This is a genomic window from Paucibacter sp. M5-1 (assembly GCF_027498415.2).
In the GTDB taxonomy this organism is placed as follows: domain Bacteria; phylum Pseudomonadota; class Gammaproteobacteria; order Burkholderiales; family Burkholderiaceae_C; genus Roseateles_E.
In genome coordinates this window covers 5180833-5203782 of sequence record NZ_JAPZLM020000001.1, presented here as the reverse complement: position 1 = coordinate 5203782, position 22950 = coordinate 5180833, and the positions used below count along the sequence as shown (strand labels likewise).

At 67.5% G+C, this 22950-nt stretch carries 18 protein-coding genes; 9 read left to right on the top strand and 9 right to left on the bottom strand.

Going from position 1 to position 22950, the window contains the following annotated elements; translation table 11 throughout:
- The first annotated feature begins 35 nt into the window (after positions 1–35).
- Positions 36–494, top strand: coding sequence for an Lrp/AsnC family transcriptional regulator (locus O5M90_RS24635; RefSeq protein WP_269839050.1), 459 nt, complete (start codon positions 36–38; stop codon positions 492–494).
- 6 nt (positions 495–500) lie between these two features.
- Here the strand turns inward: O5M90_RS24635 and O5M90_RS24630 are convergent, their stop codons facing one another.
- From O5M90_RS24630 to O5M90_RS24595, 8 genes are all read right to left on the bottom strand, one after another.
- Positions 501–2162 (bottom strand): tetratricopeptide repeat protein, encoded by a 1662-nt coding sequence (locus tag O5M90_RS24630; RefSeq protein ID WP_269839051.1) that lies wholly within the window; start codon positions 2160–2162, stop codon positions 501–503.
- 91 nt (positions 2163–2253) lie between these two features.
- Positions 2254–4050 (bottom strand): aspartate--tRNA ligase, encoded by a 1797-nt coding sequence (aspS, locus tag O5M90_RS24625; protein ID WP_269839052.1) that lies wholly within the window; start codon positions 4048–4050, stop codon positions 2254–2256.
- A 135-nt stretch (positions 4051–4185) separates the two neighbouring features.
- Positions 4186–4818: a DUF502 domain-containing protein gene (locus O5M90_RS24620; protein WP_262970964.1), complete on the bottom strand. Its 633-nt coding sequence runs from the start codon at positions 4816–4818 to the stop codon at positions 4186–4188.
- Positions 4819–4845: 27 nt separating this feature from the next.
- Positions 4846–5130, bottom strand: a complete 285-nt coding sequence (locus tag O5M90_RS24615) for an FmdB family zinc ribbon protein (protein WP_272646825.1) — start codon at positions 5128–5130, stop codon at positions 4846–4848.
- A 94-nt stretch (positions 5131–5224) separates the two neighbouring features.
- A complete protein-coding gene (locus O5M90_RS24610; RefSeq protein ID WP_269839054.1) occupies positions 5225–6706 on the bottom strand; it encodes a sodium:solute symporter family protein in 1482 nt (493 codons plus the stop codon).
- A gap of 94 nt (positions 6707–6800) precedes the next feature.
- On the bottom strand, positions 6801–10676 hold the full coding sequence (locus O5M90_RS24605) for a two-component regulator propeller domain-containing protein (RefSeq protein ID WP_269839055.1): 3876 nt from the start codon (positions 10674–10676) through the stop codon (positions 6801–6803).
- A 90-nt stretch (positions 10677–10766) separates the two neighbouring features.
- Positions 10767–12326 (bottom strand): ubiquinone biosynthesis regulatory protein kinase UbiB, encoded by a 1560-nt coding sequence (ubiB, locus tag O5M90_RS24600; RefSeq protein WP_269839056.1) that lies wholly within the window; start codon positions 12324–12326, stop codon positions 10767–10769.
- The gene (locus tag O5M90_RS24595; RefSeq protein ID WP_262970970.1) at positions 12323–12853 is read right to left on the bottom strand and encodes a hypothetical protein; all 531 of its coding nucleotides are present in this window, start codon (positions 12851–12853) and stop codon (positions 12323–12325) included. Before O5M90_RS24595 ends, ubiB begins: the two co-directional genes overlap by 4 nt.
- A gap of 246 nt (positions 12854–13099) precedes the next feature.
- Here O5M90_RS24595 and O5M90_RS24590 point away from each other — a divergent pair, with 246 nt between their 5' ends.
- Genes O5M90_RS24590 through rfbC form a run of 8 tightly spaced genes read left to right on the top strand, consistent with a single transcriptional unit; the run spans position 13100 to position 21591 of the window.
- Positions 13100–14434, top strand: coding sequence for an undecaprenyl-phosphate glucose phosphotransferase (locus tag O5M90_RS24590; RefSeq protein ID WP_332909465.1), 1335 nt, complete (start codon positions 13100–13102; stop codon positions 14432–14434).
- A gap of 44 nt (positions 14435–14478) precedes the next feature.
- The gene (locus tag O5M90_RS24585) at positions 14479–15693 is read left to right on the top strand and encodes a hypothetical protein (protein ID WP_440402415.1); all 1215 of its coding nucleotides are present in this window, start codon (positions 14479–14481) and stop codon (positions 15691–15693) included.
- Between the two features lie 12 nt (positions 15694–15705).
- The gene (gene galE / locus O5M90_RS24580; RefSeq protein ID WP_269839059.1) at positions 15706–16725 is read left to right on the top strand and encodes a UDP-glucose 4-epimerase GalE; all 1020 of its coding nucleotides are present in this window, start codon (positions 15706–15708) and stop codon (positions 16723–16725) included.
- A 2-nt stretch (positions 16726–16727) separates the two neighbouring features.
- Positions 16728–18161 (top strand): mannose-1-phosphate guanylyltransferase/mannose-6-phosphate isomerase, encoded by a 1434-nt coding sequence (locus O5M90_RS24575; protein WP_269839060.1) that lies wholly within the window; start codon positions 16728–16730, stop codon positions 18159–18161.
- An 18-nt stretch (positions 18162–18179) separates the two neighbouring features.
- A complete protein-coding gene (rfbB, locus tag O5M90_RS24570) occupies positions 18180–19238 on the top strand; it encodes a dTDP-glucose 4,6-dehydratase (protein WP_269839061.1) in 1059 nt (352 codons plus the stop codon).
- 12 nt (positions 19239–19250) lie between these two features.
- The gene (rfbD, locus tag O5M90_RS24565; RefSeq protein WP_269839062.1) at positions 19251–20132 is read left to right on the top strand and encodes a dTDP-4-dehydrorhamnose reductase; all 882 of its coding nucleotides are present in this window, start codon (positions 19251–19253) and stop codon (positions 20130–20132) included.
- Positions 20133–20143: 11 nt separating this feature from the next.
- Entirely contained in the window at positions 20144–21028 is an 885-nt protein-coding gene (gene rfbA / locus O5M90_RS24560; protein ID WP_269839063.1) for a glucose-1-phosphate thymidylyltransferase RfbA, read from the top strand.
- An 11-nt stretch (positions 21029–21039) separates the two neighbouring features.
- Positions 21040–21591, top strand: a complete 552-nt coding sequence (gene rfbC, locus O5M90_RS24555; RefSeq protein ID WP_269839064.1) for a dTDP-4-dehydrorhamnose 3,5-epimerase — start codon at positions 21040–21042, stop codon at positions 21589–21591.
- Between the two features lie 17 nt (positions 21592–21608).
- On the opposite strand, the gene O5M90_RS24550 is transcribed toward rfbC, so the two are convergent.
- Positions 21609–22946, bottom strand: coding sequence for a UDP-glucose dehydrogenase family protein (locus tag O5M90_RS24550; RefSeq protein WP_269839065.1), 1338 nt, complete (start codon positions 22944–22946; stop codon positions 21609–21611).
- Positions 22947–22950: the final 4 nt, after the last annotated feature.

Sequence of the window (22950 nt, the reverse complement as noted above, 5' to 3'; positions counted from 1 at the left end):
GCCAATAATTCGCCATTCATTGACTGATTCAAGCCATGGACCGTATCGACACCCAATTGCTGGAGCTGCTGCAGCGCGAGGGCCGGCTGACGATTGCCGAGCTGGCCGAGCGGGTGGGCCTGTCGCAGAGCCCCTGCGCACGCCGGCTCAAGCGCCTGGAAGACGGCGGACTGATCGCAGGCTACCGCGCGGTGCTGGATCGCAAGGCGGTGCAGCTGGCGACCACGGTGTTCGTCAATGTGCGGCTGATGCACCACCGCGAGGATGCGGTCCAGCAGTTCGAGGCTGCGATGCAGGCGATGGCCGAGGTGATCAGCTGCCATGTGGTCTCGGGCAGCCACGACTATCTGCTCGAGGTCGTGGTCGGCGAGCTCAGCGACTACGAGCTGATCGTGCGCCGGCTGCAGGCCCTGCCGGTGGTGCAGGACATCAACAGCAGCTTCGCGATCCGCAGCGTCAAGAGCGGTGCGCCGCTGCCGCTGCGCTCGCGCTGAGCCTCTTCAGGTCTCGCGCAGCGCGCGCTCGATGCGTGCCGCGCCGGCGCGGATCTGGCCGGCCAGATCGAGCAGTTGCTGGCGGTTGATCACCTCGCCGGCCAGCAGCTCGCTGATGCGCTCGGCATGGCCAGCCAGCGTCGCGAGCTCGCCCAGCGCCAGCCGCTGCGGCTGGGCCTTGCCGACCGGCGCCAGCGAGGCGAGCAGCCGTGCCAGCAGCGCGGCCAGACGCTCGGCGCGGCTGATGTCGGCGCGCGACCAGGCAGCCCCGCCCTCGCGCTGCAGCCACAGCAAGGCCACAACATGGCCGTTCAGGCGCAGGCCCAGCTCCAGGCGCGCCCGGCCGGCCGCATCGGCCAGGGCCTCGTCCAGCTCGGCACGCCAAGGATGCTGCTCGGCGCTGCCGCACTGCAGGGCTTCGTCGGCCCGCGTCATCGCGTCCAGATAGCCGGGCATCAGGCCGGCCTGTAGGGGCCGACTCGCAGGCGCCCCGTCCAGGCCGTGATAGAGCCCGTCGCCATCACGCTCCCACCACAGCTGCAATTGCTGCAGGCCCAGCGCCTCGATCAGCTGCGGCCGCAGCCGCGCCCAGGCGCGCTCGAAATCGGCCGCCCCGACCAGTGTCCAGACCTGGCTGGACAGGCTCAGCAGCAAGGCATCGGCGCCCAGCGGGTCGGTATCGAAACGGGCCAGCGCCTCCAGCTGGGCCGGCAACTGGCCCTGATGCAGGCTGGACTCCAGGCGCTGGCGCTGCTGCATATGGTGCCAGCTCGGGCCCAGCTCGCCCTGCTCGCGCATCAGCTCGCCCAGCCGCCCGTGGGCCGCCGCCTGCAAGGGGCGCGACTGCAGGGCCTCGGCCAGGGTCAGGGCTTGCCCGGCCCAGCCCAGCGCCACATCACCGCGCTGCAGCTCGGACAGCAGCAGCGCCGCATTGGCCTGCAGCCAGCGGTAGCCGCAGCCCTGGGCCAGGCTCAGCGCTTGCTGGGCCAGGCTCAGGGCCTGCGCCAGATCGCCGCTGTCACGGGCGCAGCGCGCGTGCTGGTAGGTGGCCTCGGCGCGGTAGTCCCGATGGCCGGCGCGGCGGGCCGCCGTCAGCGCCTCGTCGAGCTCGGGCAGCGCCGCCTGCGGTCCCTGGGTGGCGCGTAGCGACGCGGCGCGGTTCAGCGCGATCTTGGCGCGCATATAGGGGTCGCGCTGCAGTTTCGCGTAATGCAGTTCGGCCTGATCCAGCACCCGGCCGCCGCGGGCCCAGTCGCCCAGCGCATAGCAAAGATGAGCCAGGCCGATGCGAGCCAGGCAGGCACTGCGGGCATCATCACTGGCCCAGTCCAGGGTCTGGCTCCAGGCGGTGCAGGCCTGGCTGTAGTCACCACGCTGGTAATGCAGCCGGCCCAGCGCCTCGCTGAGCTCGGCCGCCTCGGCCAGCGCGCGCTGCGCCTGCGCCTGCTGCAGCGCCTGCTGCAGCTCGGCCTGCAACTCGGCCGCGCGACCCCAGCGTTCGAGCACGAAGACCGCGCCCAGCAAGGCGGCGCGGGCGCGGCAGGCGTCGCGCTGGCGCATCGCAGCGCGCAGCTTGGGCAGGGCCAGCGCCGGATGGCGCATCACGATGCGCTCCCAGCGCGCCCTCTCAGCCAAGCCCAGTGTGGATCCCAGATCGGTCTTGTTCATGCCTGCTTCCAGATGCGAGGCGCACAGCATAGCCGGGACGAAAAAAGAGCGCCCTCGGACGCTCTCTCCTTCATCCGCCGAGGCTCGGGCTTCAGGCCGGCGTCACGCCAGCGGCATTGCGCAGGCGGATGTGCAGCTCGCGCAGCTGCTTCTCGTCGACATGGCTCGGTGCGCCGGTCAGCAGGCACTGGGCGCGCTGGGTCTTCGGGAAGGCGATCACGTCGCGGATCGAATCGGCCTTGGTCATCATCGTGACGATGCGATCCAGACCGAAGGCCAGGCCGCCGTGCGGGGGCGCGCCGTACTGCAGCGCGTCCAGCAGGAAGCCGAACTTCTCCTGCGCTTCCTCGGGGCCGATGTTCAGCGCGCTGAACACCTTGCTCTGCACCTCGGCCTTGTGGATGCGCACCGAGCCACCGCCCAGTTCCCAGCCGTTGAGCACCATGTCGTAGGCCTTGGCGATGCACTCGCCCGGGCTGGTGGTCATCAGGTCCTCGTGGCCGTCCTTGGGCGCGGTGAAGGGGTGGTGCACCGCGTTCCAGCGACCGCCCTCCTCGTCCTGCTCGAACATCGGGAAGTCCACCACCCACAGCGGCGCCCAGACATCGTTGAACAGGCCCGTGCTCTTGCCGAACTCGCTGTGGCCGATCTTCAGGCGCAGCGCGCCGATGCCGTCATTGACGACCTTGGCCTTGTCGGCACCGAAGAAGATCAGGTCGCCGTCCTGCGCGCCGGTGCGGCTCAGGATGTCGGCAATCGCCTGGTCGTGCAGGTTCTTGACGATGGGGCTCTGCAGGCCTTCGCGACCTTTGGCCACCTCGTTGACCTTGATCCAGGCAAGGCCCTTGGCACCGTAGATCTTGACGAACTCGGTGTAGCTGTCGATCTCGCCGCGGCTCATTGCGGCGCCGCCGGGCACGCGCAGCGCGACGACGCGGCCGCCCTTGGTGGTGGCCGGGGTCGAGAAGACCTTGAAGTCGACATTGCCCATCACATCGGTCAGCTCGGTGAACTCGAGCTTGACGCGCAGATCGGGCTTGTCCGAGCCGAAGCGGTGCATCGCTTCCGAGTACTTCATCACCGGGTAGTCGCCCAGCTCGACGTTCAGCGCCTTGCGGAAGACATGGCGGATCATGCCCTCGAACATCGCGCGGATCTCTTCTTCGGTCAGGAAGGAGGTCTCGATATCGATCTGCGTGAACTCGGGCTGGCGATCGGCGCGCAGGTCCTCGTCGCGGAAGCACTTGGTGATCTGGTAGTAGCGGTCGAAGCCGGCCACCATCAGCAGCTGCTTGAACAGCTGGGGCGACTGCGGCAGCGCGAAGAACATGCCGTCGTGCACGCGCGAAGGCACCAGATAGTCGCGCGCACCTTCCGGCGTGCTCTTGGTGAGCATCGGGGTCTCGATGTCGACAAAGCCCTGCTCGTCGAGGAACTTGCGCACCTCCATGGCCACGCGGTAGCGCAGCATCATGTTGTTCTGCATATAAGGGCGGCGCAGATCCAGCACGCGATGCGTCAGGCGCGTCGTCTCCGACAGGTTTTCGTCGTCGAGCTGGAACGGAGGCGTCACCGAGGGGTTCAGCACTTCCAGCTCCAGGCACAGCACCTCGACCTTGCCGCTGGTCAGGGCCGCATTCTCGGTGCCGGCCGGGCGCGCGCGCACCTTGCCGACGATCTTCAGGCAGAACTCGTTGCGCACATCGGATGCGATCTTGAACATCTCGGCGCGATCGGGGTCGCAGACGATCTGCACGATGCCTTCGCGATCGCGCAGGTCGATGAAGATCACGCCGCCATGGTCGCGGCGGCGGTGGGCCCAGCCCATCAGGGTCACGGTTTGGTCGAGCAGCTTCTCGCTGACTTGGCCGGCATAACAGGTTCGCATGGTGTTCTCCGAAATCTTGGGTGGCCGCTGGGTCGGGCGCGGCCGGGGGTCATATCTTGTGGGGGCGCTGGCGGGGTTTCTCGGTCAGGGACCGGGCCCCTCAGGGCTGAGCACTTGCCGGGGTGCTCAGCCCGGTCAATTTCGGGCCACTCCAGGCTCGGACGGCGGCACCACACCCATCGAGATGATGTGCTTGAGGGCGGCGTCGACGCTCATGTCCAGCGGCCGCACGCTGGCGCGCGGCATCATCAGGAAAAAGCCCGAGGTCGGGTTGGGCGTGGTCGGCACATAGAGGCTGACATGCTCTTCAGCGAAATGCCGGGCCGCCTCATGGCTGGGCCGGCCGGTGACGAAGGCAATCGTCCACGAGCCCTGGTGCGGGTACTGCACCAGTACCGCCTCGCGAAAGGCATTGCCGCTGCTGGAGAACAGCGTGTCCGAGACCTGCTTGACCGAGTTGTAGATGCTCTTGACGATGGGCGTGTTGGACAGCACCCGGTGCCACTGGCGGAACATCCACTGGCCGAAGATATTGGTCACGAACACGCCGGTCAGCAGCAGCGCGGTCACCAGGATCACCAGACCCAGGCCCGGGATATGGCGCAGGGTCTCGATGCTGGCGTGCAGGCTTTGCGGCAGCAGCGCCTGCGAGGCGCTCAGCAAGGCCGCAAACACGGCATCGATGATGCCCAGCACCCACATCAGCACCCAGATGGTGATGGCCAGCGGCAGCCAGACCAGCAGGCCGGCGATGATGTACTTCTTCACAGGACTCCTCGCGGGCCGGCACCGGGCTCAGTGACTGGCACAGGAGCTCCCGCAGGTGTGCGTGCTGGCGGCCGGCTCGCTGCTGGCCGGCGCGGCCGGTGCAGCTGCAGCGGCTGCGGGGGCGGCCGCGCCGCCCTTGAAATCGGTGGCATACCAGCCCGAACCCTTGAGCTGGAATCCGGCCGCCGTGACCTGCTTGCTGAAGCTCTCGGCCCCGCAGGCCGGGCAGACGGACAGCGGTGCGTCAGACATCTTCTGCAGCACATCCTTGGCGTGACCGCAGGAGGCGCAGCGGTAGGCGTAGATAGGCATGGTCTAAACCGTTGATTTGAAACGCGAAATTATAAGGGCCGGCGCAGCGGCGCCGGCCCCCGGGAGATTCAGACGCGAAATCCCAGGGCAAATCTCAGTGCTTGTGGCCGTGCGCCAGCGCCTGCTCGTGCTTGATGGCCGCCTCGATCGAATGGCCGGCGGGCTTGAGCAGTTGCGGCGCCAGCGAGCCCAGCAGCATGCCGATCACCGAGGCGGCAAAACCCACCAGTTGCGGCGGCACCATGGCCTCGGCTGCGGTCATTTCGGCGCCGATCCAGAACAACAGGCCCAGCAGGATGGAACAGAACGCGCCCTGGGTGGAGGCGCGCTTCCAGAAGGCACCGGCTACCAGCGGCACAAAGGCGGCCACCAGGGTCACCTTGTAGGCGTTCTGCACCATCTCGTACATGGTCGAGCGCGAGTTCAGCGCGAACAGCAGCGCGCCCAGCGTGAAAGTCACCAGCACGATGCGCAGGGTCAGCAGAAACTGCCTGTCGCTCATATGCGGGGCGAAGGGCTTGAGCACGTTTTCGGTGAAGGTGGCGGTGGGTGCCAGCAGGGTGCCGCTGGCGGTCGACAAGATGGCCGACAGCAAGGCGCCGAAGAACATCACCTGCACCCAGACGGGCATCTTGTTGAGGATCAGGTCCGGCAGGATGCGCTGCACCGCGCGGCCGTCCTCCGAGCCGAACAGCTGGGCCAGATTCGGGTCCATCACCAGGGCCGAGTAGGCGATGTAGATCGGTACGGCGGCAAACAGCAGGTAGACACTGGCGCCGATCATGGTGCCGCGCACCGCAGTCTTCTCGTCCTTGGCGCTGGTCATGCGCTGAAACACGTCCTGCTGGGGCACCGAGCCGAAGGCCACGGTCAGAAAGCCGGCCGCAATCGCCCAGATCATCGCCCCGTCCGCCTCCGGCGGGATCAGGTTCAGCTTGCCGGCCTCGATTGCATGCGAGACCACCGGGCCGACGCCGCCGGCCAGATCACCCACCATATAGGCCACCAGGCTCAGGCCGATGATGATGATGACGGTCTGGAACAGATCGGTGAAGGCCACCGACCACATACCGCCAAACATCGTGTAGACCATCACGATGGCCGCGCCACCGAGGATTGCGTGGTTGAGCTCGATCGCGCCGCCCGACAGGATATGAATCACCAGGCCTAGCGCCGTCATCTGGGCCGAGGTCCAGCCCAGATAGCTCAGCGTGATCGCGATGCTGGTCAGCACCTCGACACCCTTGCCATAGCGCTTCTTGTAGAAGTCGCCGATGGTCAGCAGGTTCAGCCGGTAGAACAGCCGGGCGAACAGCAGGGCCGCCAGGAACAGCGCCGCCGAGGCGCCGAAGGGGTCGCCGGGGATGCCCGACAGGCCGTCCATCGCAAAGGTGGCGGATACCGCCAGCACCGTCTCGGCGCCGAACCAGGTGGCGAACACCGTGGCCACATTCATGTACAGCGGCAGGCTGCGACCGGCCACCAGATAGTCCTTGGCGTTGTGCACGCGGCGCGCGGCAAACAGGCCGATGCCTATCGTGATCAGCATGTAGAGAACGACAAAGGTCACCAGCACGGCCGAGCTCCCATCAGGTTGACAACATCAATCCGCCAACACCAGCGCAAGATCCGCGCCAGCACCAACACAAAAAAGCGCGCAAGTGTAGCCCTCAATCGGCCGACTTGGGCGCCACCAGGGGCAAGAGCAGCTCGAAGCAGCAGCCCTGCCCGGCCTCGCTGCGCACGCTGATCTGCCCGCCCAGCAGCGAGTGCACGATGGTGTAGCAGATGTGCAGGCCCAGGCCGCTGCCGCCGCTGCCCAGCTTGGTGGTGAAGAAGGGGTCGAAAACCCGGCCCAGATGCTCGGGCGCGATGCCGGCGCCGTTGTCGCTGAAGCGCAGCCGCAGCTGCGCGCTAGCCTGCAGCTCCGCCTGCAAGACCATCAGCCCGCCCGGCCGCTCGCCGAAACCGTGCAGCAGCGCATTGAGCACCAGGTTGCTCAGCACCTGGCCCAGCGGGCCGGGATAGCTGTCCATCACCAGGCCCTCGGGCACCTCCAGGCGCAGTTGGTGCTCGTCGCGGCGCAGGCGGTTGGCCAGGGTCAGCGCCACCTCCTCGCAGACCCGGCGCAGCTCGAAGCGGCGGCGCTGGTCCGAGGTCTGGTCCACCGCCAGCTGCTTGAAGCTCGCCACCAGCCGGGCCGCGCTGTCCAGGCTGCGCACCAGCAGGCCGGCCGACTCCTGGGTGCTGGCGCAAAAGCGCTCCAGCTCGGAGCGTCGCAGCGTGCCATTGCCGGCCTGCTCGGCAAAGCGGCGGCTGTTGTCGTCCAGCGTGCTGGCCACCAGCAGACTGTTGCCTATGGGCGTGTTCAGCTCATGGGCCACGCCGGCCACCAGCGCGCCCAGCGACGCCAGCTTCTCCTGCTGCACCAGCATGGTCTGCGTCAGCTGCAAGCGCCGGTAGGCCTCGGCATTGTCCAGTGCCACCGCCGCATAGGCGCCCAGCGTGCGCAGCATGTCCAGATCGGTCTCGGTGTAGGCATCGGCACGCTCGCTGAGCACGCTGACGACGCCGACCACCTGCTGCTTCAGCAGCATAGGCACATACAGGGCCGAACGCGCCTGCCCCGGCTCGGCCCCGCTTTCCAGCTGCAGCCGCTGCTGGCCGACACGCTGGCGCGTCACGGCGTCGAGTTCGCGGTTGTCGCGATCGAGATCGCCGATGCGCAGCTCGCGTGCACCCAGCACGCATTGGGTGGCCGGCTGCTCGGCCGCGTCGAGGCTGCGCTGATAGGGCTTGAAGCGCTCGCCGCGCTGCATCACGAAGTCGAAGTCGATGCGCCGCTCGTCCCAACGCACCAGGCCGATGCCGAAGGCCCCGGCATCCATCAGCGTCTCGACATGGCGGTACAGCGTTTGCGAGATCGCCTCGGCATCCAGCGAAGCGGTGATCTGGCGCCCGATCTCGCTGAGCAGCGCGATATTGTGGCGGGCTCGCTCGGCGCCGCGCTTTTCCTGCTCCACCTCGGCGGTGCGCTGCGCCACTTCGCGCTCCAGCCGCAGCTGCGCGGCGCGCAGCGCACGCAGCCGCAGCCGCCAGGCCAGCGCCAGCACCGAGAGCAGCAGCAGCACCAGGCCCACGCGAAAGCCGGCATGCCGCCACCAGGGCGGCGTCATCTCCAGGCTCAGCAGCAGGCGCTCTGGCCCCCAGACCCCGTCCGGGCTGGCCGCTTTCGCATACAGGCGGTAGCGGCCCGGATCCAGATTCGTGTAGGTGGCCAGACCCTCGCCCGCCGCGCCCTCGATCCAGTCCTGATCGAAGCCTTCGAGCCGCCAGGCATAGCGGGCCAGGCCGTGCTGGTAGAAATGCAGCGCACTCAGCTCGAAGCTGAGCATGGCCTCGCGGTGGCTCAGCGTCAGCTCGCGCAGCTCGGCCAGCGGCGTCTGCAGGCGCAGCGGCGCTGCCTCGCCGGGTCGCGGCTCGGCCAGCAGCGAGCGATTGAAAACCCGCAGATCGGACAGCAGCACCTCCGGGGCGGTCGGGTTGTCGCGCAACGTCTCGGGATGGAAATGCAGCAGGCCCCGGGCCCCGTAGAACAGGCTGCCGTCATCGCCCCGCGCCGACGCGCCGAAATTGAAGGCGCCGTCAAAACGTCCGCTGCGCGAGGGATAGAGCCGCGCCCGGGCCTGCTCGGGCGCGAGCCGCAGCAGGCCCTGCGGGCTGCTCATCCAGAGCGAACCGTCGGCCGCAGTCTCCAGATTGTTGACCCAGCCCTTGGGCATGCCGGCCACGCCGCGCCAGGACTGCAGGCGCCAGCCCCCGCCACCGGCCTCGACCAGCTGATACAGCCCCAGCTGGGTGCCCAGCCAGAGGCGGCCGGCGCCATCCTGGCGCAGGCTTTGCACCATCAGCTCCTGCGGTGTCGGCATTTCAGCGTCCGCCTGCAGCGGCTGGACAAAGCCCTCGCGCTGCTCGTCCCAGAGCTGCAGCCCGCCCTTGCTGCCTACCCACAGCCGGCCCTCGCGGTCCTGCAACAGGCAGTCGATCGTGTCATGGCTGAGCGCCGGGGCCGCCGAGCTGCTGCGGAAAGTCCGCAGGCCGCCATCGGGCGAGAGCCGGTGCAGACCGGCCGCGCTGGCGGCCCAGAGCCGGCCCTGGGCATCCAGCAGCATCGCGCTGATCGACAGGCCGGCCGGCGCGCTGGTGCCCAGCTCGATGCGGCGGGCCCGCCGGCCGGGCAGCTCCAGCAACCACAGCCCGCCCTCGCCGCCCACCCACAGCCCCTTGCCGGGCTGCTGCAGCAAGGCCTTGATATGGGTGATCGGCAGCTGCGCGGGGCTCAATCGCTCGACCGCGCCACTGGGCAGGTGCAGCCGGTTCAGGCCGCCACCGAAGGTGCCCACCCAGGCATGCCAGGCCCCATCGGGCAGCACCGCCTGCACCAGCGGGTGCGACAGGCTGCGGGGCTCGCCGGGCACCGCGAGATAGCTGCGAAAGCCGGCACTGCCCAGATCGGCCAGATTGAGCCCGCCGCCCCAGGTGCCGACCCACAGCACGCCGCTGCGATCCTGGTAGATCGAGGCCACACCGTCGTGGCTGAGGCTGCGGGGCATGGCCGCGTGATGGCCGAAATGCTCGGCGGCCAGCGCGCCGGCGCGCCAGCGCCACAGCCCCTGGCTGCCGGAGCCTATCCAGATCGACTGTTCGGCATCACGCCGCAGCGCGTAAATCGTGTCGCCCGGCAGACCCAGCCGGCGCGGCAGATCGCTGGCCTCGCCGCTGCGGGCATCGATCAGCTGAACCCCGGCATGGGTGCCGACCCAGAGCCGACCCTGGCCGTCGAGCGCCAGGCTGCGCACCGCTGGCGCCGTGCCGTCGGGTGCCGGCACCAGCGGCCATTGCTGGCGCGGCCGGCCGTCCGGCCCGAGCCGCAGCAGCCGCGCGCCCAGTGCCAGCCACAGGCCCTCTTCACCATCGGCAATCATCGCGCGCAGCGGCTCGGCGGCCCCGCCAGGTCCGGGTGGCAGCACCATCGGCGTGAAGCGGCCGGTGGCCGGCTCGAAACTGAACAGACCGCCGGTGGCCGCGACCCACAAGCGCCCCTCGCGGCCGGCCAGCAAGGCCTGCACCCGGCGCTGCTGCGGCGGCAGACTGGCCGGCAAGGCATGGCGGCGCAGCGTGTCGGTGGCCAGATCGATCTGGTCCAGGCCCGCGCCGGTGCCCACCCACAAGGTGCCGGCCGGCGCCTCCAGCAGCGCATAGACCAGCACATGGCTCAGCGTGGCCGCATCGGTCGGGTCGGCGCTGAAGACGCGGGCGCGCCGGCCGTCATGGCGCAGCAGGCCGTCGGTCGTGCCCAGCCACATCAGGCCGCGGCTGTCCTGCAGCGCGCTGACCACGGCCTCGTCGGCCAGGCCCTGTTCGGCACCCCAATGGTCGAAACGCAAGGTCTGCAGCGCACCGGCCCAGGCCGGTGCCAGCGACAGCCAGCACAGCACCACGCCAAGCCAGGCATGGACGAGGGGAAGGCGGCAAGACGTCAGCACGGCATCAGCCTAAGCGCAAAGCCGAGCCGGGCAACAGCGGTGTAAGCCCGCTTGTCCGGCGGTTTTCGGCGTTTTTTGAGGCGCCCTGACTCAGCTCAGCAGACCGCCGCGCACCAGGATCTGGGCCAGCACCAGGCCGAAAGTGAAGCCGATGCCGGTGTAGAGCACCGCACGCAGCAGCCAGTTGGTGCGGCGCTGCTCGCGCAGCAGGGCCAGCAGCAGCTGGCTGTCCTGCGGGCCGGCCTGCTTCTTCAGGCTGTCATGCAACAGCCGCGGCAGCTCGGGGAAGAGCTGGGCATAGCGCGGCGCCTCCTTGGTCAGCTGATTGACGAAGGCGCGCCAGCCGACCTGCTCGTTCATCCAGCGCTCCAGAAAGGGCTTGGCCGTGGCCCAGAGATCCAGATCGGGGTCGAGCTGGCGACCCAGGCCCTCGATGTTCAACAGGGTCTTCTGCAGCAGCACCAACTGCGGCTGGATCTCGACATTGAAGCGGCGCGAGGTCTGGAACAGGCGCATCAGCACCTGGCCCAGCGAGATGTCCTTCAGCGGCCGGTCGAAATGCGGCTCGCAGACGGCCCGCACCGCGCTCTCCAGCTCGTCGACCCGGGTCTGGGGCGGCACCCAGCCCGAGGCGATGTGCAGCTCGGCGACGCGCTTGTAGTCGCGCCGGAAGAAGGCGATGAAGTTCTGCGCCAGGTATTCCTTGTCGACCTCGGTGAGGGTGCCGATGATGCCGAAGTCCAGCGCGATATAGCGGCCGAAGGTGGCCGCGTCGAGGCTGACCTGGATATTGCCCGGGTGCATATCGGCGTGGAAGAAGCCGTCGCGGAACACCTGGGTGAAGAAGATCGTGACGCCGTCGCGGGCCAGCTTCTTGATGTCGATGCCGGCGGTGCGCAGGCGCTCGAGCTGCGAGATCGGCACGCCCGACATGCGCTCCATCACGATGACCTCGGAGCTGCACAGCTCCCAGTGCATCTCCGGCACCATCACCAGATTGAGGTCGGCCATATTGCGGCGCAGCTGGGCCGCGTTGGCGGCCTCGCGCACCAGATCGAGCTCATCGTGCAGATAGGTGTCGAACTCGGCCACCACCTCGCGCGGCTTCAGGCGCCGGCCGTCGGCCGAGAGCCGCTCGACCCAGCCGGCCACGGTGCGCAGCAGGGCCATATCGTCTTCGATGATGTCCAGCATGCCGGGCCGCAAGACCTTGACCGCGACCTCGCGGCCGTCGTGCAGCACCGCGAAATGCACCTGCGCGATCGAGGCGCTGGCCACCGGCTCGGCATCGAAGCTCTTGAACAGCTGCTCGACCGGCTTGCCGAAGGCCTTCTCGACCAGGGCCTGCGACACGACGGCCGGGAACGGCGGCACATTGTCCTGCAGCCGCGAGAGCTCGGCGACGATGTCGGCCGGCACCAGATCGCGCCGGGTCGACAGCACCTGGCCGAACTTGACGAAGATGGGCCCCAGATGCTCGAGCGCCAGGCGCAAGCGCACGCCACGCGGCTGGTCCCAGTTGCGGCCCACCGAGATCAGGCGGCGCAGCAGGCGCAGGCGCCGCTGACGGAAACCCGAGAGCGCGAGCTCGTCGAGCCCGAAGCGCAGCACCGTCCAGACGATGACCAGCAGGCGGGCGAAATACCTCATGCGCCGCCGCGCCCGGAGGAGCCCCCGGGCATCAGGCCGGCAGCGCCGCGCGCCAGCGTCGCCAGCCCCTGAGCCGCCGCGCGGCCCCAGCGAGCCAGCTGATGCGCCGGCATCGCGCCGACCAGCTGGGCCAGATCGTCCTCGATGTCCCAGCGCAGGTTGTCCATCAGCCAGCTGATGTCGCCGGCCAGCGCCGCGTCGCCCTGCACCGAGACCTGGGGCCGCTCGCCGGTCAGGCTGCCCAGGGCCAGCAGGGCCGGGTTGGAGGCGTCGAGCTCGATGCGCAAAGCATCGGCCGGCGCGGCGTCAAGCCGCTCCAGCAGGCCGGCACGAGTAATGCTAAGCACCAGATCGGGAGCCGGCGGCAGCAGCGCCGGCCAGCCCCGCAGATGCACCAGCACGGCGCGGCCGGCATGGGGAGCCAGGCGGGCCGTCGCGGCCGCCTCGCGCCCGATGACATGATTGAGCAACAGGCAGATGCGATCCTGCACGGCCGGGGCGAAGAGGTGGGACCAGTCTTGAAGCATGTTTCGGATTGTAGGCAGGCGCGCGGACCCAGCGAGTTAGGGGGGTGAGGCGCGAGCGGCGTGTCACAGGAATTGAGGGAGAATTCGCGGTCCGTGATCTGACCATGGGAGGCAGGTTGCGGGCGCGTGAGTTGGCGGGTATTGCATTTCGCAAGGCCCAAACCTACGCCCAGGAGCAAAAGGACGATGTTCGAGGATCGCAGTTACAAAAGAACTTTCTATAGCGCGCCGCAATCGGTCGAATCCTTGATCGCCGCTTTTCTGGAACCCGGCATCATTGTCCTGAGCTATCTGCTCGTCAACGCCTTCTTCGACGAACCGGTATTGCGCTCCACACTGACCCTGTGCCTGCTGATATTTGCGCTGACATTTCCGGGCCGCAATCGTTTTGCCGAGCATCCGGCCAGCGCCGGCATCGATGTGCTGAGCTCCTGGGTCATGCTGCTGGCGATTCTGGCGCTGTGCGGTTATGCCACCAGCTCGATGGGCTATTTCGAGGACGAGGTGCTGCTGTGGTGGGCCATCATCACGCCGCTGGCGCAGATGGTGGCCATCGAGATCGGCCGGCGCCTGCGCCGCTGGATGGGCGCACGCCCCGAGGCACGTCGCTCCGCCGTGATCGTCGGCGCCGGGCCGCTGGGCGCCAAGGTGGCGCGGGCGCTGCGTGACGGCAGCGACAGCGGCATCGATTTCCTCGGCTACTTCGACGACCGCCAGGACGAGCGCCTGCACCCCGACGCCAGCGACCGGCTGCTGGGCACGCTGGCCCAGGTCAGCGAGCAGGTGCGCGCCCTGGGCGTGCGCGAGGTCTATATCACCTTGCCGCTGGGGTCGCAGCCGCGCATCGTGCAGTTGCTGGAGCAGTTGCAGGGCACGACCGCGTCCCTCTTCTTCGTGCCCGATGTGTTCGGTATTTCCATCATCCAGGGCCGTCTGCAGGATATGAACGGTGTGCCGGTCGTGGGTATCTGCGAAACCCCGTTCACCGGCACCAATGAGCTGATCAAGCGCATCAGCGATGTGGTGCTGGCCAGCCTCATCCTGGTGCTGATCTCGCCCATCATGCTGGCCCTGGCGATCGGCGTGAAGCTGAGCTCCCCCGGTCCCATCATCTTCAAACAGCGCCGCAACGGCCTCGATGGCGAGGAGATCATCGTCTACAAGTTCCGCTCGATGCGGGCCATGGACAACGGCGCGGTGGTCAAGCAGGCCACCAAGGGCGACCCGCGCATCACCAAGTTCGGCGCCTTCATCCGGCGCACCTCGCTGGACGAGTTGCCGCAGTTCATCAATGTGCTGCAGGGCCGCATGAGTATCGTCGGGCCGCGCCCGCATGCGGTCGCGCACAACGAGGAATACCGCCAGCTGATCAAGGCCTATATGGTGCGCCACAAGGTCAAGCCGGGTATCACCGGCTGGGCCCAGGTGAATGGTCTGCGCGGCGAAACCGACACCATCGACAAAATGAAAGCCCGGGTCGAATATGACCTCGAATATCTGCGCAATTGGTCGCTGGGCCTCGATTTGCAAATCATCGTGCGCACCGTGCGCCTGGTACTTTTTGACCGCCACGCTTATTGATTGCGCGCCGCGCGGCTCTGAATGAAATAGAGGATTGGATGAATATGGCGCAACACCGATATACCCTGCTGACGGCCAGCCTGCTGTGCGCGCTGCCGGCCCTGGCCCAGCAAAGCCCTTACTACCTCGGTGCCTCCCTGGGCGTGACCCATGTGTCGAATATCTACCGCAGCACGCCCGGCCAGCCGAGCAATAGCGACAACGTCACCACCGCCACCTTGCTGGCCGGGCTGGACCAGCGCATCGGCCGCCAGCGCCTGTTCGGCGATGCCTCGATCCGCGCCAATCACTATGAAAACAACAGATCACTGCGTAACAACGGTTACGCATTGAATGCAGGTGTTGACTGGCAAACGATAGAGCGGCTGTCGGGCCAGCTGAGCGTCAACTCGAACCGCAGCCTGGCCCAGTTCAACCCCGGCAACGGGGCGCCGAACCTCACCAAGAAGAACATCGAGCAAACCGACCAGGCCCGCGCCTCGGTGCGCTACGGTCTGGTGTCGCTGTTGTCGCTGGAAGGTTCGTTGACGCACCGCCGGCGCGACTACTCGGCCAGCGAGTACAACCAATATGACTACAGCCAGAACACCGTCTCGCTGGGCCTGACCTGGCGCCCCAGCGGCGCGCTGAGCCTTGGCGTGGCGGGCCGCTACTCGGACGGCAAGTACCCGCGCTTCCGGGCGGTCGCCAATGGTTTTGAGGCCGATGACTACACCCGCAAGGACATCGACCTGACCGGCACCTGGGTGGCCAGCGGGGCCAGCACCCTGAGTGGTCGACTGAGCTTTGGCAAACGCGACGCCAGCCAGGCCTCCTCGCGCGACTTCTCCGGCGGTACCGGCAGCATCAACTGGAAGTGGCAGCCCACGGCCAAGCTGCTGATCAACAGCAATCTGATGCGGGACAGCGGCGACGAAACGTCCTTCCTCGCCATCGGCTCGATCGGCGGCATCAGCAGTGACTACAGCCGCATCACTACCTCCGCCAGCGTCAACGCCAGCTATGAGCTGACGGGCAAGATCGTTCTCGACGCGGGGCTCAACTATTCTGATCGTGACCTGACCGACAGATTCGGCACCAACACCGTCAAGTCCGGCGACAAGACCACCACGCTGAGCTTGGGTGGCCGCTGGGCGGTCAACCGCAGCACGACCGTGGGTTGCCAGCTCAACCGCGACAAGCGCACCGGCCTGTCCACCCTGTCCACCCCGTACAGCGCCAACAGCTACGGCTGCTACGCGCAGCTGATGGTGCGCTGAGGTATCGCAGCAATGAGCCAAAAAATCCTGCTGACCGGCGCGACCGGTTATATCGCCTCGCACACCTGGCTGGCCCTGCTGGCGGCTGGCCATGAGGTGGTCGGCGTCGACGACTTCTCCAACAGCTCGCCCGAGGTGCTGAAGCGGCTGGCCCGGCTTGGCGGCAGCACGCCCGAATTCGAGCGTGTCGATGTCTGCGACGCGGCCGCGATGGAGGCGGTGTTTGCCCGCCACAAGCCCGCTGCGGTCGTGCATTTCGCCGCCTTCAAGGCGGTCGGTGAGTCCACCGCGATGCCGCTGGCCTATTACCGCAACAACCTCGGCGGCCTGGTCAATACCTGCGAGACCATGCGCCGCCATGGCTGCGAGCGCATCGTCTTCAGCTCCAGCGCCACCGTCTACGGCGCGCCCGAGTCGCTGCCGCTGCGCGAGGATGCCCCGCTGTCGGCCGTCAACCCCTACGGCGCCACCAAGCTGATGGGCGAGACGATTCTGCGCGACCTGGGTGAGGCCGAGCCAAACTGGCAGACCGCCGCGCTGCGCTACTTCAACCCGGTCGGCGCCCACGAGAGCGGCCTGATCGGCGAAGACCCGCGCGGCATCCCGAACAATCTGATGCCTTATGTCACCCAGGTGGCCGTGGGTCGGCGCGCCGAGTTGCAGGTCTTTGGCAGCGACTACGACACGCCCGACGGCACCGGCGTGCGCGACTACATCCATGTGAGCGATCTGGCCGAAGGCCACGTTGCGGCGCTGCGCTTCCTGCTCGACGGCCGTGACTCGATCACCGCCAATCTGGGCACCGGCCGCGGCTACAGCGTGCTGGAGGTCGTGCGCGCCTTCGAGGCGGCCAGCGGGAAAGCCGTGCCCTACAAGCTGGTGCCGCGCCGCGCTGGCGACGTGGCCGCCTGCTATGCCGACCCCACGCTGGCACGTCAGCTGCTTGGCTGGGAGGCCAAACACGACCTCGACCGCATGTGCGAGGACAGCTGGCGCTGGCAAAGCATGAACCCCAAGGGATACGAAGAATGAGCATGATCCAAGTCCAACCTGTCATCATGGCCGGCGGCAGCGGCACGCGGTTGTGGCCGCTGTCGCGGGCCGGTTACCCCAAGCAATTCCTGGTGCTGGAGGGCAATACCAGCCTGTTCCAGCAGGCGGCCACCCGGCTGGCCGCGCTGGCTGCGCCCGATCTGGCACTGGCCGGCCCGCTGATCGTCGGCAACGAGGAGCACCGCTTCCTGGTGCTCGATCAGCTGCGCGAGACCAAGGCCGAGCCCAGCGCCGTGCTGCTGGAACCGATGGGCCGCAATACCGCGCCAGCCATGACCTTGGCCGCCTTGCAGGCGATGGAAGGCGGCGCGGACCCTGTGCTGGTGGTCACACCGGCCGACCAGACCGTCACTCAGCCCGAGGCCTTTACCGCCGCGCTGCAGCAGGCCGTGCGGCAGGCCGCCGACGGTGCCATCGTGATCCTGGGCATCACACCGGACCGGCCCGAGACCGGCTATGGCTATATCCGCGCCGAGGCGGCGAGTGCCGGCCTGACCGTGGCCCAGTTCGTCGAGAAACCCGATCTCGTCACCGCCGAGGGCTATCTGCGCGAGGGCGGCTACTACTGGAACAGTGGCATGTTCGTGCTGCGCGCCAGCACCTGGCTCAAGGCCTTGCAGCGTTTCCGCCCCGACATCCTGGAGGCCACCCGTGCCGCCTTCGTGGCCCGCAAGGTGGATGACAAGTTCGTGCGCCCGGGCAAGGCCGAGTTCGCCGCCGTGCCCAGCGAATCGGTCGACTATGCGGTGATGGAGCGCTGCCCCGGCAGCGATATCCCTCTGGCCATGGTCGAGCTCGATGCCGGCTGGAATGACCTGGGCGCCTGGGAGGCGGTCTGGCAGGTCACGGCCAAGGACGCCGATGGCAATGCCAGCCGCGGCGACGCCATCGTCAAGGACAGCCGCAACACCCTGGTGCACGCCACCAGCCGGCTGGTCAGCGTGGTCGGACTTGATGACATCGTCGTCGTCGAGACGGCGGACGCCGTGCTGGTGGCCGACCGCAGCAAGAGCCAGGACGTCAAGAAAATCGTTCAGCAGCTCGATGCCAGCCAGCGCGGCGAGCAGACCCTGCACCGCAAGGTCCACCGCCCCTGGGGCTGGTACGACAGCATCGATATGGGCGAGCGCTTCCAGGTCAAGCGCATCATGGTCAAGCCCGGCGCGACGTTGAGCCTGCAGATGCACCATCACCGCGCCGAACACTGGATCGTCGTCTCCGGCACCGCCGAGGTCACCAACGGCGACAAGGTCATCCTCTTGACCGAGAACCAGAGCACCTATATCCCGCTGGGTCAGACCCACCGCCTGGCCAACCCCGGCAAGCTGCCGCTGGAGATCATCGAGGTGCAGTCCGGCTCCTATCTGGGTGAGGACGACATCGTGCGCTTCGAAGACACCTATGGCCGCAAGTAAGTACAAAGCGAGCAAGACATGACCCTCCTCGTCACCGGCGGTGCCGGCTTCATCGGCAGCAACTTCGTGCTGGACTGGCTGCGCCAGTCCGACGAAAAAATCATCAACCTCGATGCGCTGACCTATGCCGGCAATCTGGAGAACCTGGCCAGCCTGCAGGGCGACGCCCGCCATGTGTTTGTGCAGGGCGATATCTGCGACCGTGCACTGATCGACAAGCTGCTGTCCGAGCACCGCCCGCGCGCCATCGTGCATTTCGCCGCCGAGAGCCATGTGGACCGCTCGATCAGCGGCCCTGGCGCTTTCATGCGTACCAATATCGAGGGCACTTACACCTTGCTCGAAGCCGCGCGCGCCTACTGGAGCCCGCTGCCCGAGGCAGACAAGGCAGCTTTCCGCTTCCACCATGTCTCGACCGACGAGGTCTATGGCTCGCTGGCCAAGGACGACCCCGCCTTTGCCGAGACCAAGACCTACGAGCCCAACAGCCCCTACTCGGCCAGCAAGGCCGCCAGCGACCATCTGGTGCGCGCCTGGCACCACACCTACGGCCTGCCGGTGCTGACCACCAACTGCAGCAATAACTACGGCCCCTATCACTTCCCCGAGAAGCTGATCCCGCTGATGATCGTCAATGCGCTGGCCGGCAAGCCGCTGCCTGTCTATGGCGACGGCCAGCAGATCCGCGATTGGCTCTACGTCACCGACCATGCCAGCGCGATCCGCGCGGTGCTGGCCGGCGGCAAACCCGGCGAGGTCTACAACGTCGGCGGCTGGAACGAGAAGGCCAATATCGATATCGTCAAGACGGTCTGCGCCCTGCTCGATGAGCTGCGGCCCGACCCGGCCGGCCCCTACGCCCGCCTGATCACTTATGTCACCGACCGCCCCGGCCACGACCGCCGCTACGCGATCGACGCCCGCAAGATCGAGCGCGAGCTGGGCTGGCGCCCGGCCGAGACCTTCGAGACCGGCATCCGCAAGACCGTCCAGTGGTATCTGGATCATCCCGACTGGGTCCAGCATGTGCAGTCCGGCAGCTACCGCGACTGGGTGTCCAAGCAGTACGGTGCCTGAGGAATAACACGCATGAAGATTCTGCTGCTGGGCAAGAACGGCCAGGTCGGCTGGGAGCTGCAGCGCGCCTTGGCGCCGCTGGGTGAGCTGGTCGCGCTGGACCGCCATCAAGGTGCCGATCTCGCCGACATCGAGGCGCTGACCGCCACCGTGCGCGCCCAGGCGCCGCAGGTCATCGTCAATGCGGCCGCCTACACCGCCGTCGACAAGGCCGAGAGCGAGCCCGAGCTGGCGCGCCAGATCAATATGCTGGCCCCGGCCCGGCTGGCGCTGGAAGCCAAGGCCTTGGGCGCGCTGCTGCTGCATTACAGCACCGACTATGTCTTCGACGGCAGCGGCAGCGAATCCCGCGCCGAAGACGCCCCGACCGCGCCGCTGAGCGTCTATGGCAGAACCAAGCTCGATGGCGAACAGGCCATACGCGCCAGCGGCTGCCAGCATCTGATCCTGCGCACCAGCTGGGTCTATGCGGCGCGTGGCGGCAACTTCGCCAAGACCATGCTGCGCCTGGCCGCCGAGCGCGAACAGCTCAAGGTGATTGCCGACCAGATCGGCGCGCCCACCGGCGCCGACCTGCTGGCCGACCTCAGCGCTCACATGATTCGCGCAACCCGTGCCCAGCCTGCGCTGGCCGGTACCTATCACGCGGTGGCCAGCGGCGAGACCAGCTGGCATGCCTACGCGCAGTATGTGATCGAGTTCGCCCGAGCCCGCGGCAAGCCCATCAAGGTGGCGCCCGATCAGGTGCTGGCCATTCCCACGAGCGACTACCCGACCCCGGCCACGCGCCCGTTGAACTCGCGCCTGGCCAACGCCAAGCTGCAGCAGCGCTTCGGCCTGGCCTTGCCGCATTGGCAGCAGGGCGTCGAGCGCATGCTCCACGAAATACTCTGAAGGGAATTCTGATGAAGAACCGCAAAGGCATCATCCTCGCCGGTGGCTCCGGCACCCGGCTGCACCCCGCCACCCTGGCGATGAGCAAGCAGCTGCTGCCGGTCTATGACAAGCCGATGGTCTACTACCCGCTGTCCACCCTGATGCTGGCCGGCATCCGCGACATCCTCTTGATCAGCACGCCACAGGACACACCGCGCTTCGAGGCCCTGCTGGGCGACGGCCGCCGCTGGGGACTGAACATCAGCTACTGCGTGCAGCCCAGCCCCGATGGCCTGGCCCAGGCCTTCATCCTCGGCAAGGACTTCATTGACGGCGCGCCCAGCGCCCTGGTGCTGGGCGACAACATCTATTACGGCCATGACTTTCAGGGCCTGCTGAGCAACGCCACCGCGCAGACCAGCGGCGCCAGCGTGTTCGCCTACCATGTCACCGACCCCGAGCGCTATGGCGTGGTCGAGTTCGACGCCCAGCAGCAAGCCCTGTCCATCGAAGAAAAGCCCAAAGCCCCGAAAAGCAATTACGCGGTCACCGGCCTGTATTTCTACGACGAGCAGGTCTGCGATATCGCCGCCGCGATCAAGCCCAGCCCGCGCGGCGAGCTCGAGATCACCGACGTCAACGCCCAGTACCTGAAACAGGGCCAGTTGCAGGTCGAGATCATGGGCCGCGGCTATGCCTGGCTGGACACCGGCACCCACGACAGCCTGCTCGAAGCCGGCCAGTTCATCGCCACACTGGAAAAGCGCCAGGGCCTGAAGGTCGCCTGCCCCGAGGAGATCGCCTTCCGCTCCGGCTGGATCACGGCCGAGCAGCTCGAAGCGCTGGCCAAGCCGCTCTTGAAGAACGGCTACGGCCAATACCTGCAAAAACTCCTGAACGACCGCGCTTTCTGAGCGGCTACCCGATGAAGATCACCCCCACCTCCCTGCCCGAAGTCCTGATCATCGAACCCAAGGTCTTCGGCGATGCCCGCGGTTTCTTCACCGAAAGCTGGAACGAGGCCGTCTTCAACGCGGCGGTCGGCTACGACGTGCGCTTTGTGCAGGACAACCACTCACGTTCCGCCCAAGGCGTGCTGCGCGGCCTGCACTACCAGTTGCCGCCCCATGCCCAGGGCAAGCTGGTGCGGGTGGTCAGCGGCGCGGTCTTCGATGTGGCCGTGGACATGCGCAAGTCCAGCCCCAATTTCGGGCGCTGGGAAGGCGTGGAGCTGACGGCCGAGAACCACAGGCAGCTGTGGATACCGCCGGGCTTTGCCCATGGCTTTCTGGTGCTCAGCGAAACGGCGGACTTTCTCTACAAGACCACCGACACCTATGCACCGCAAGCCGAGGGTTGTGTGCGCTGGGACGATCCGGCCATCGGCATCCAGTGGCCCGCCACCGGCGTGGCGCCGCTGCTGGCCGAGAAGGATGCAAAAGCGCCGCTGCTGGCCGAGGCCAAGCATTTCGACTGAGGGCTGTGGCGCGGCCCTCAGGCCGCCGCCAACGTCCCTCGCCCGATGCCGTGATGCTCGATGCCCAGCGCCTTCATCAGCGCAGGCTCCCAGACATTGCGGCCGTCGAACACCACTGGCTGCTTCAGGCTGCGCTTGATGCGCTCGAAGTCCGGCGTGCGGAACTCCTTCCACTCGGTCACCAGCAGCAGCGCGTCCGCGCCCTCCAGCACCTCATCGGCCCGGCTGCCGAAACTCAGGCCCGACAACCCGCCCAAGACCCGGGCGGCCTCTTCCCTGGCCACCGGGTCATAGGCCGCCACCGTGGCACCGCGCCGCAGCAACTCCTGCACGATCACCAGGCTCGGCGCCTCGCGCATATCGTCGGTGTCGGGCTTGAAGGCCAGGCCCCACAGCGCCAGATGGCGGCCGCTCAGGTCGGCACCGAAACGCGCCGTGATCTTGTCCACCATCAGCAGCTTCTGCCGCTCATTGGCCGCCTCGACCGCCGCCAGCACCCGCAAGGGGATGCCGGCATCGCCGGCCGCGCGCACCAGGGCCTTCACATCCTTAGGAAAGCAGGAGCCGCCATAGCCGGCGCCGGCATAGAGAAACTGGTAGCCGATGCGCGGGTCGGAGCCGATGCCGCGGCGCACCAGCTCGATATCCGCGCCCAACTGCTCGGCCAGCAGGGCCAGCTCGTTCATGAAGCTGATGCGGGTGGCCAGCATCGCATTGGCCGCGTACTTGCTGAACTCGGCGCTGCGCACATCCATCACCAGCAGGCGGTCGTGGTTGCGGGTGAAAGGCGCGTAGATGGCGCGCATCAAGAGCGTGGCCTGCTCATCGTCGGAGCCGATGATGATGCGGTCGGGCCGCATGAAGTCTTCCACCGCCGCGCCCTCCTTGAGGAACTCGGGGTTGGATACCACCGCGAACGCCAGTTCGACACCGCGCCGCGCCAGTTCCTCGGCAATCGCCGCGCGGACCCGGTCGGCCGTGCCCACCGGCACCGTGCTCTTGTCGACGATGACCTTGTAATCGGTCATGCGCGCGCCGATCGCGCGTGCGGCCGCCAGCACATACTGCAGATCGGCCGAACCGTCCTCGCCCGGCGGCGTGCCGACCGCCAGAAACATCATCGTGCCGTGGTGCACCGCCCGGTCCACATCGGTCGTGAACTGCAGCCGCCCAGCCACCACATTGCGCCGAACCACCTCCAGCAGGCCCGGCTCATGGATGGGAATCTCGCCGGCCTCCAGCCGCGCGATCTTGGCCACGTCCACATCCAGGCACAGCACATGGTTGCCCATCTCCGCCAGGCAGGCGCCCGTGACCAGGCCCACATAGCCGGTACCCACTGTCGTGACCTTCATCGCG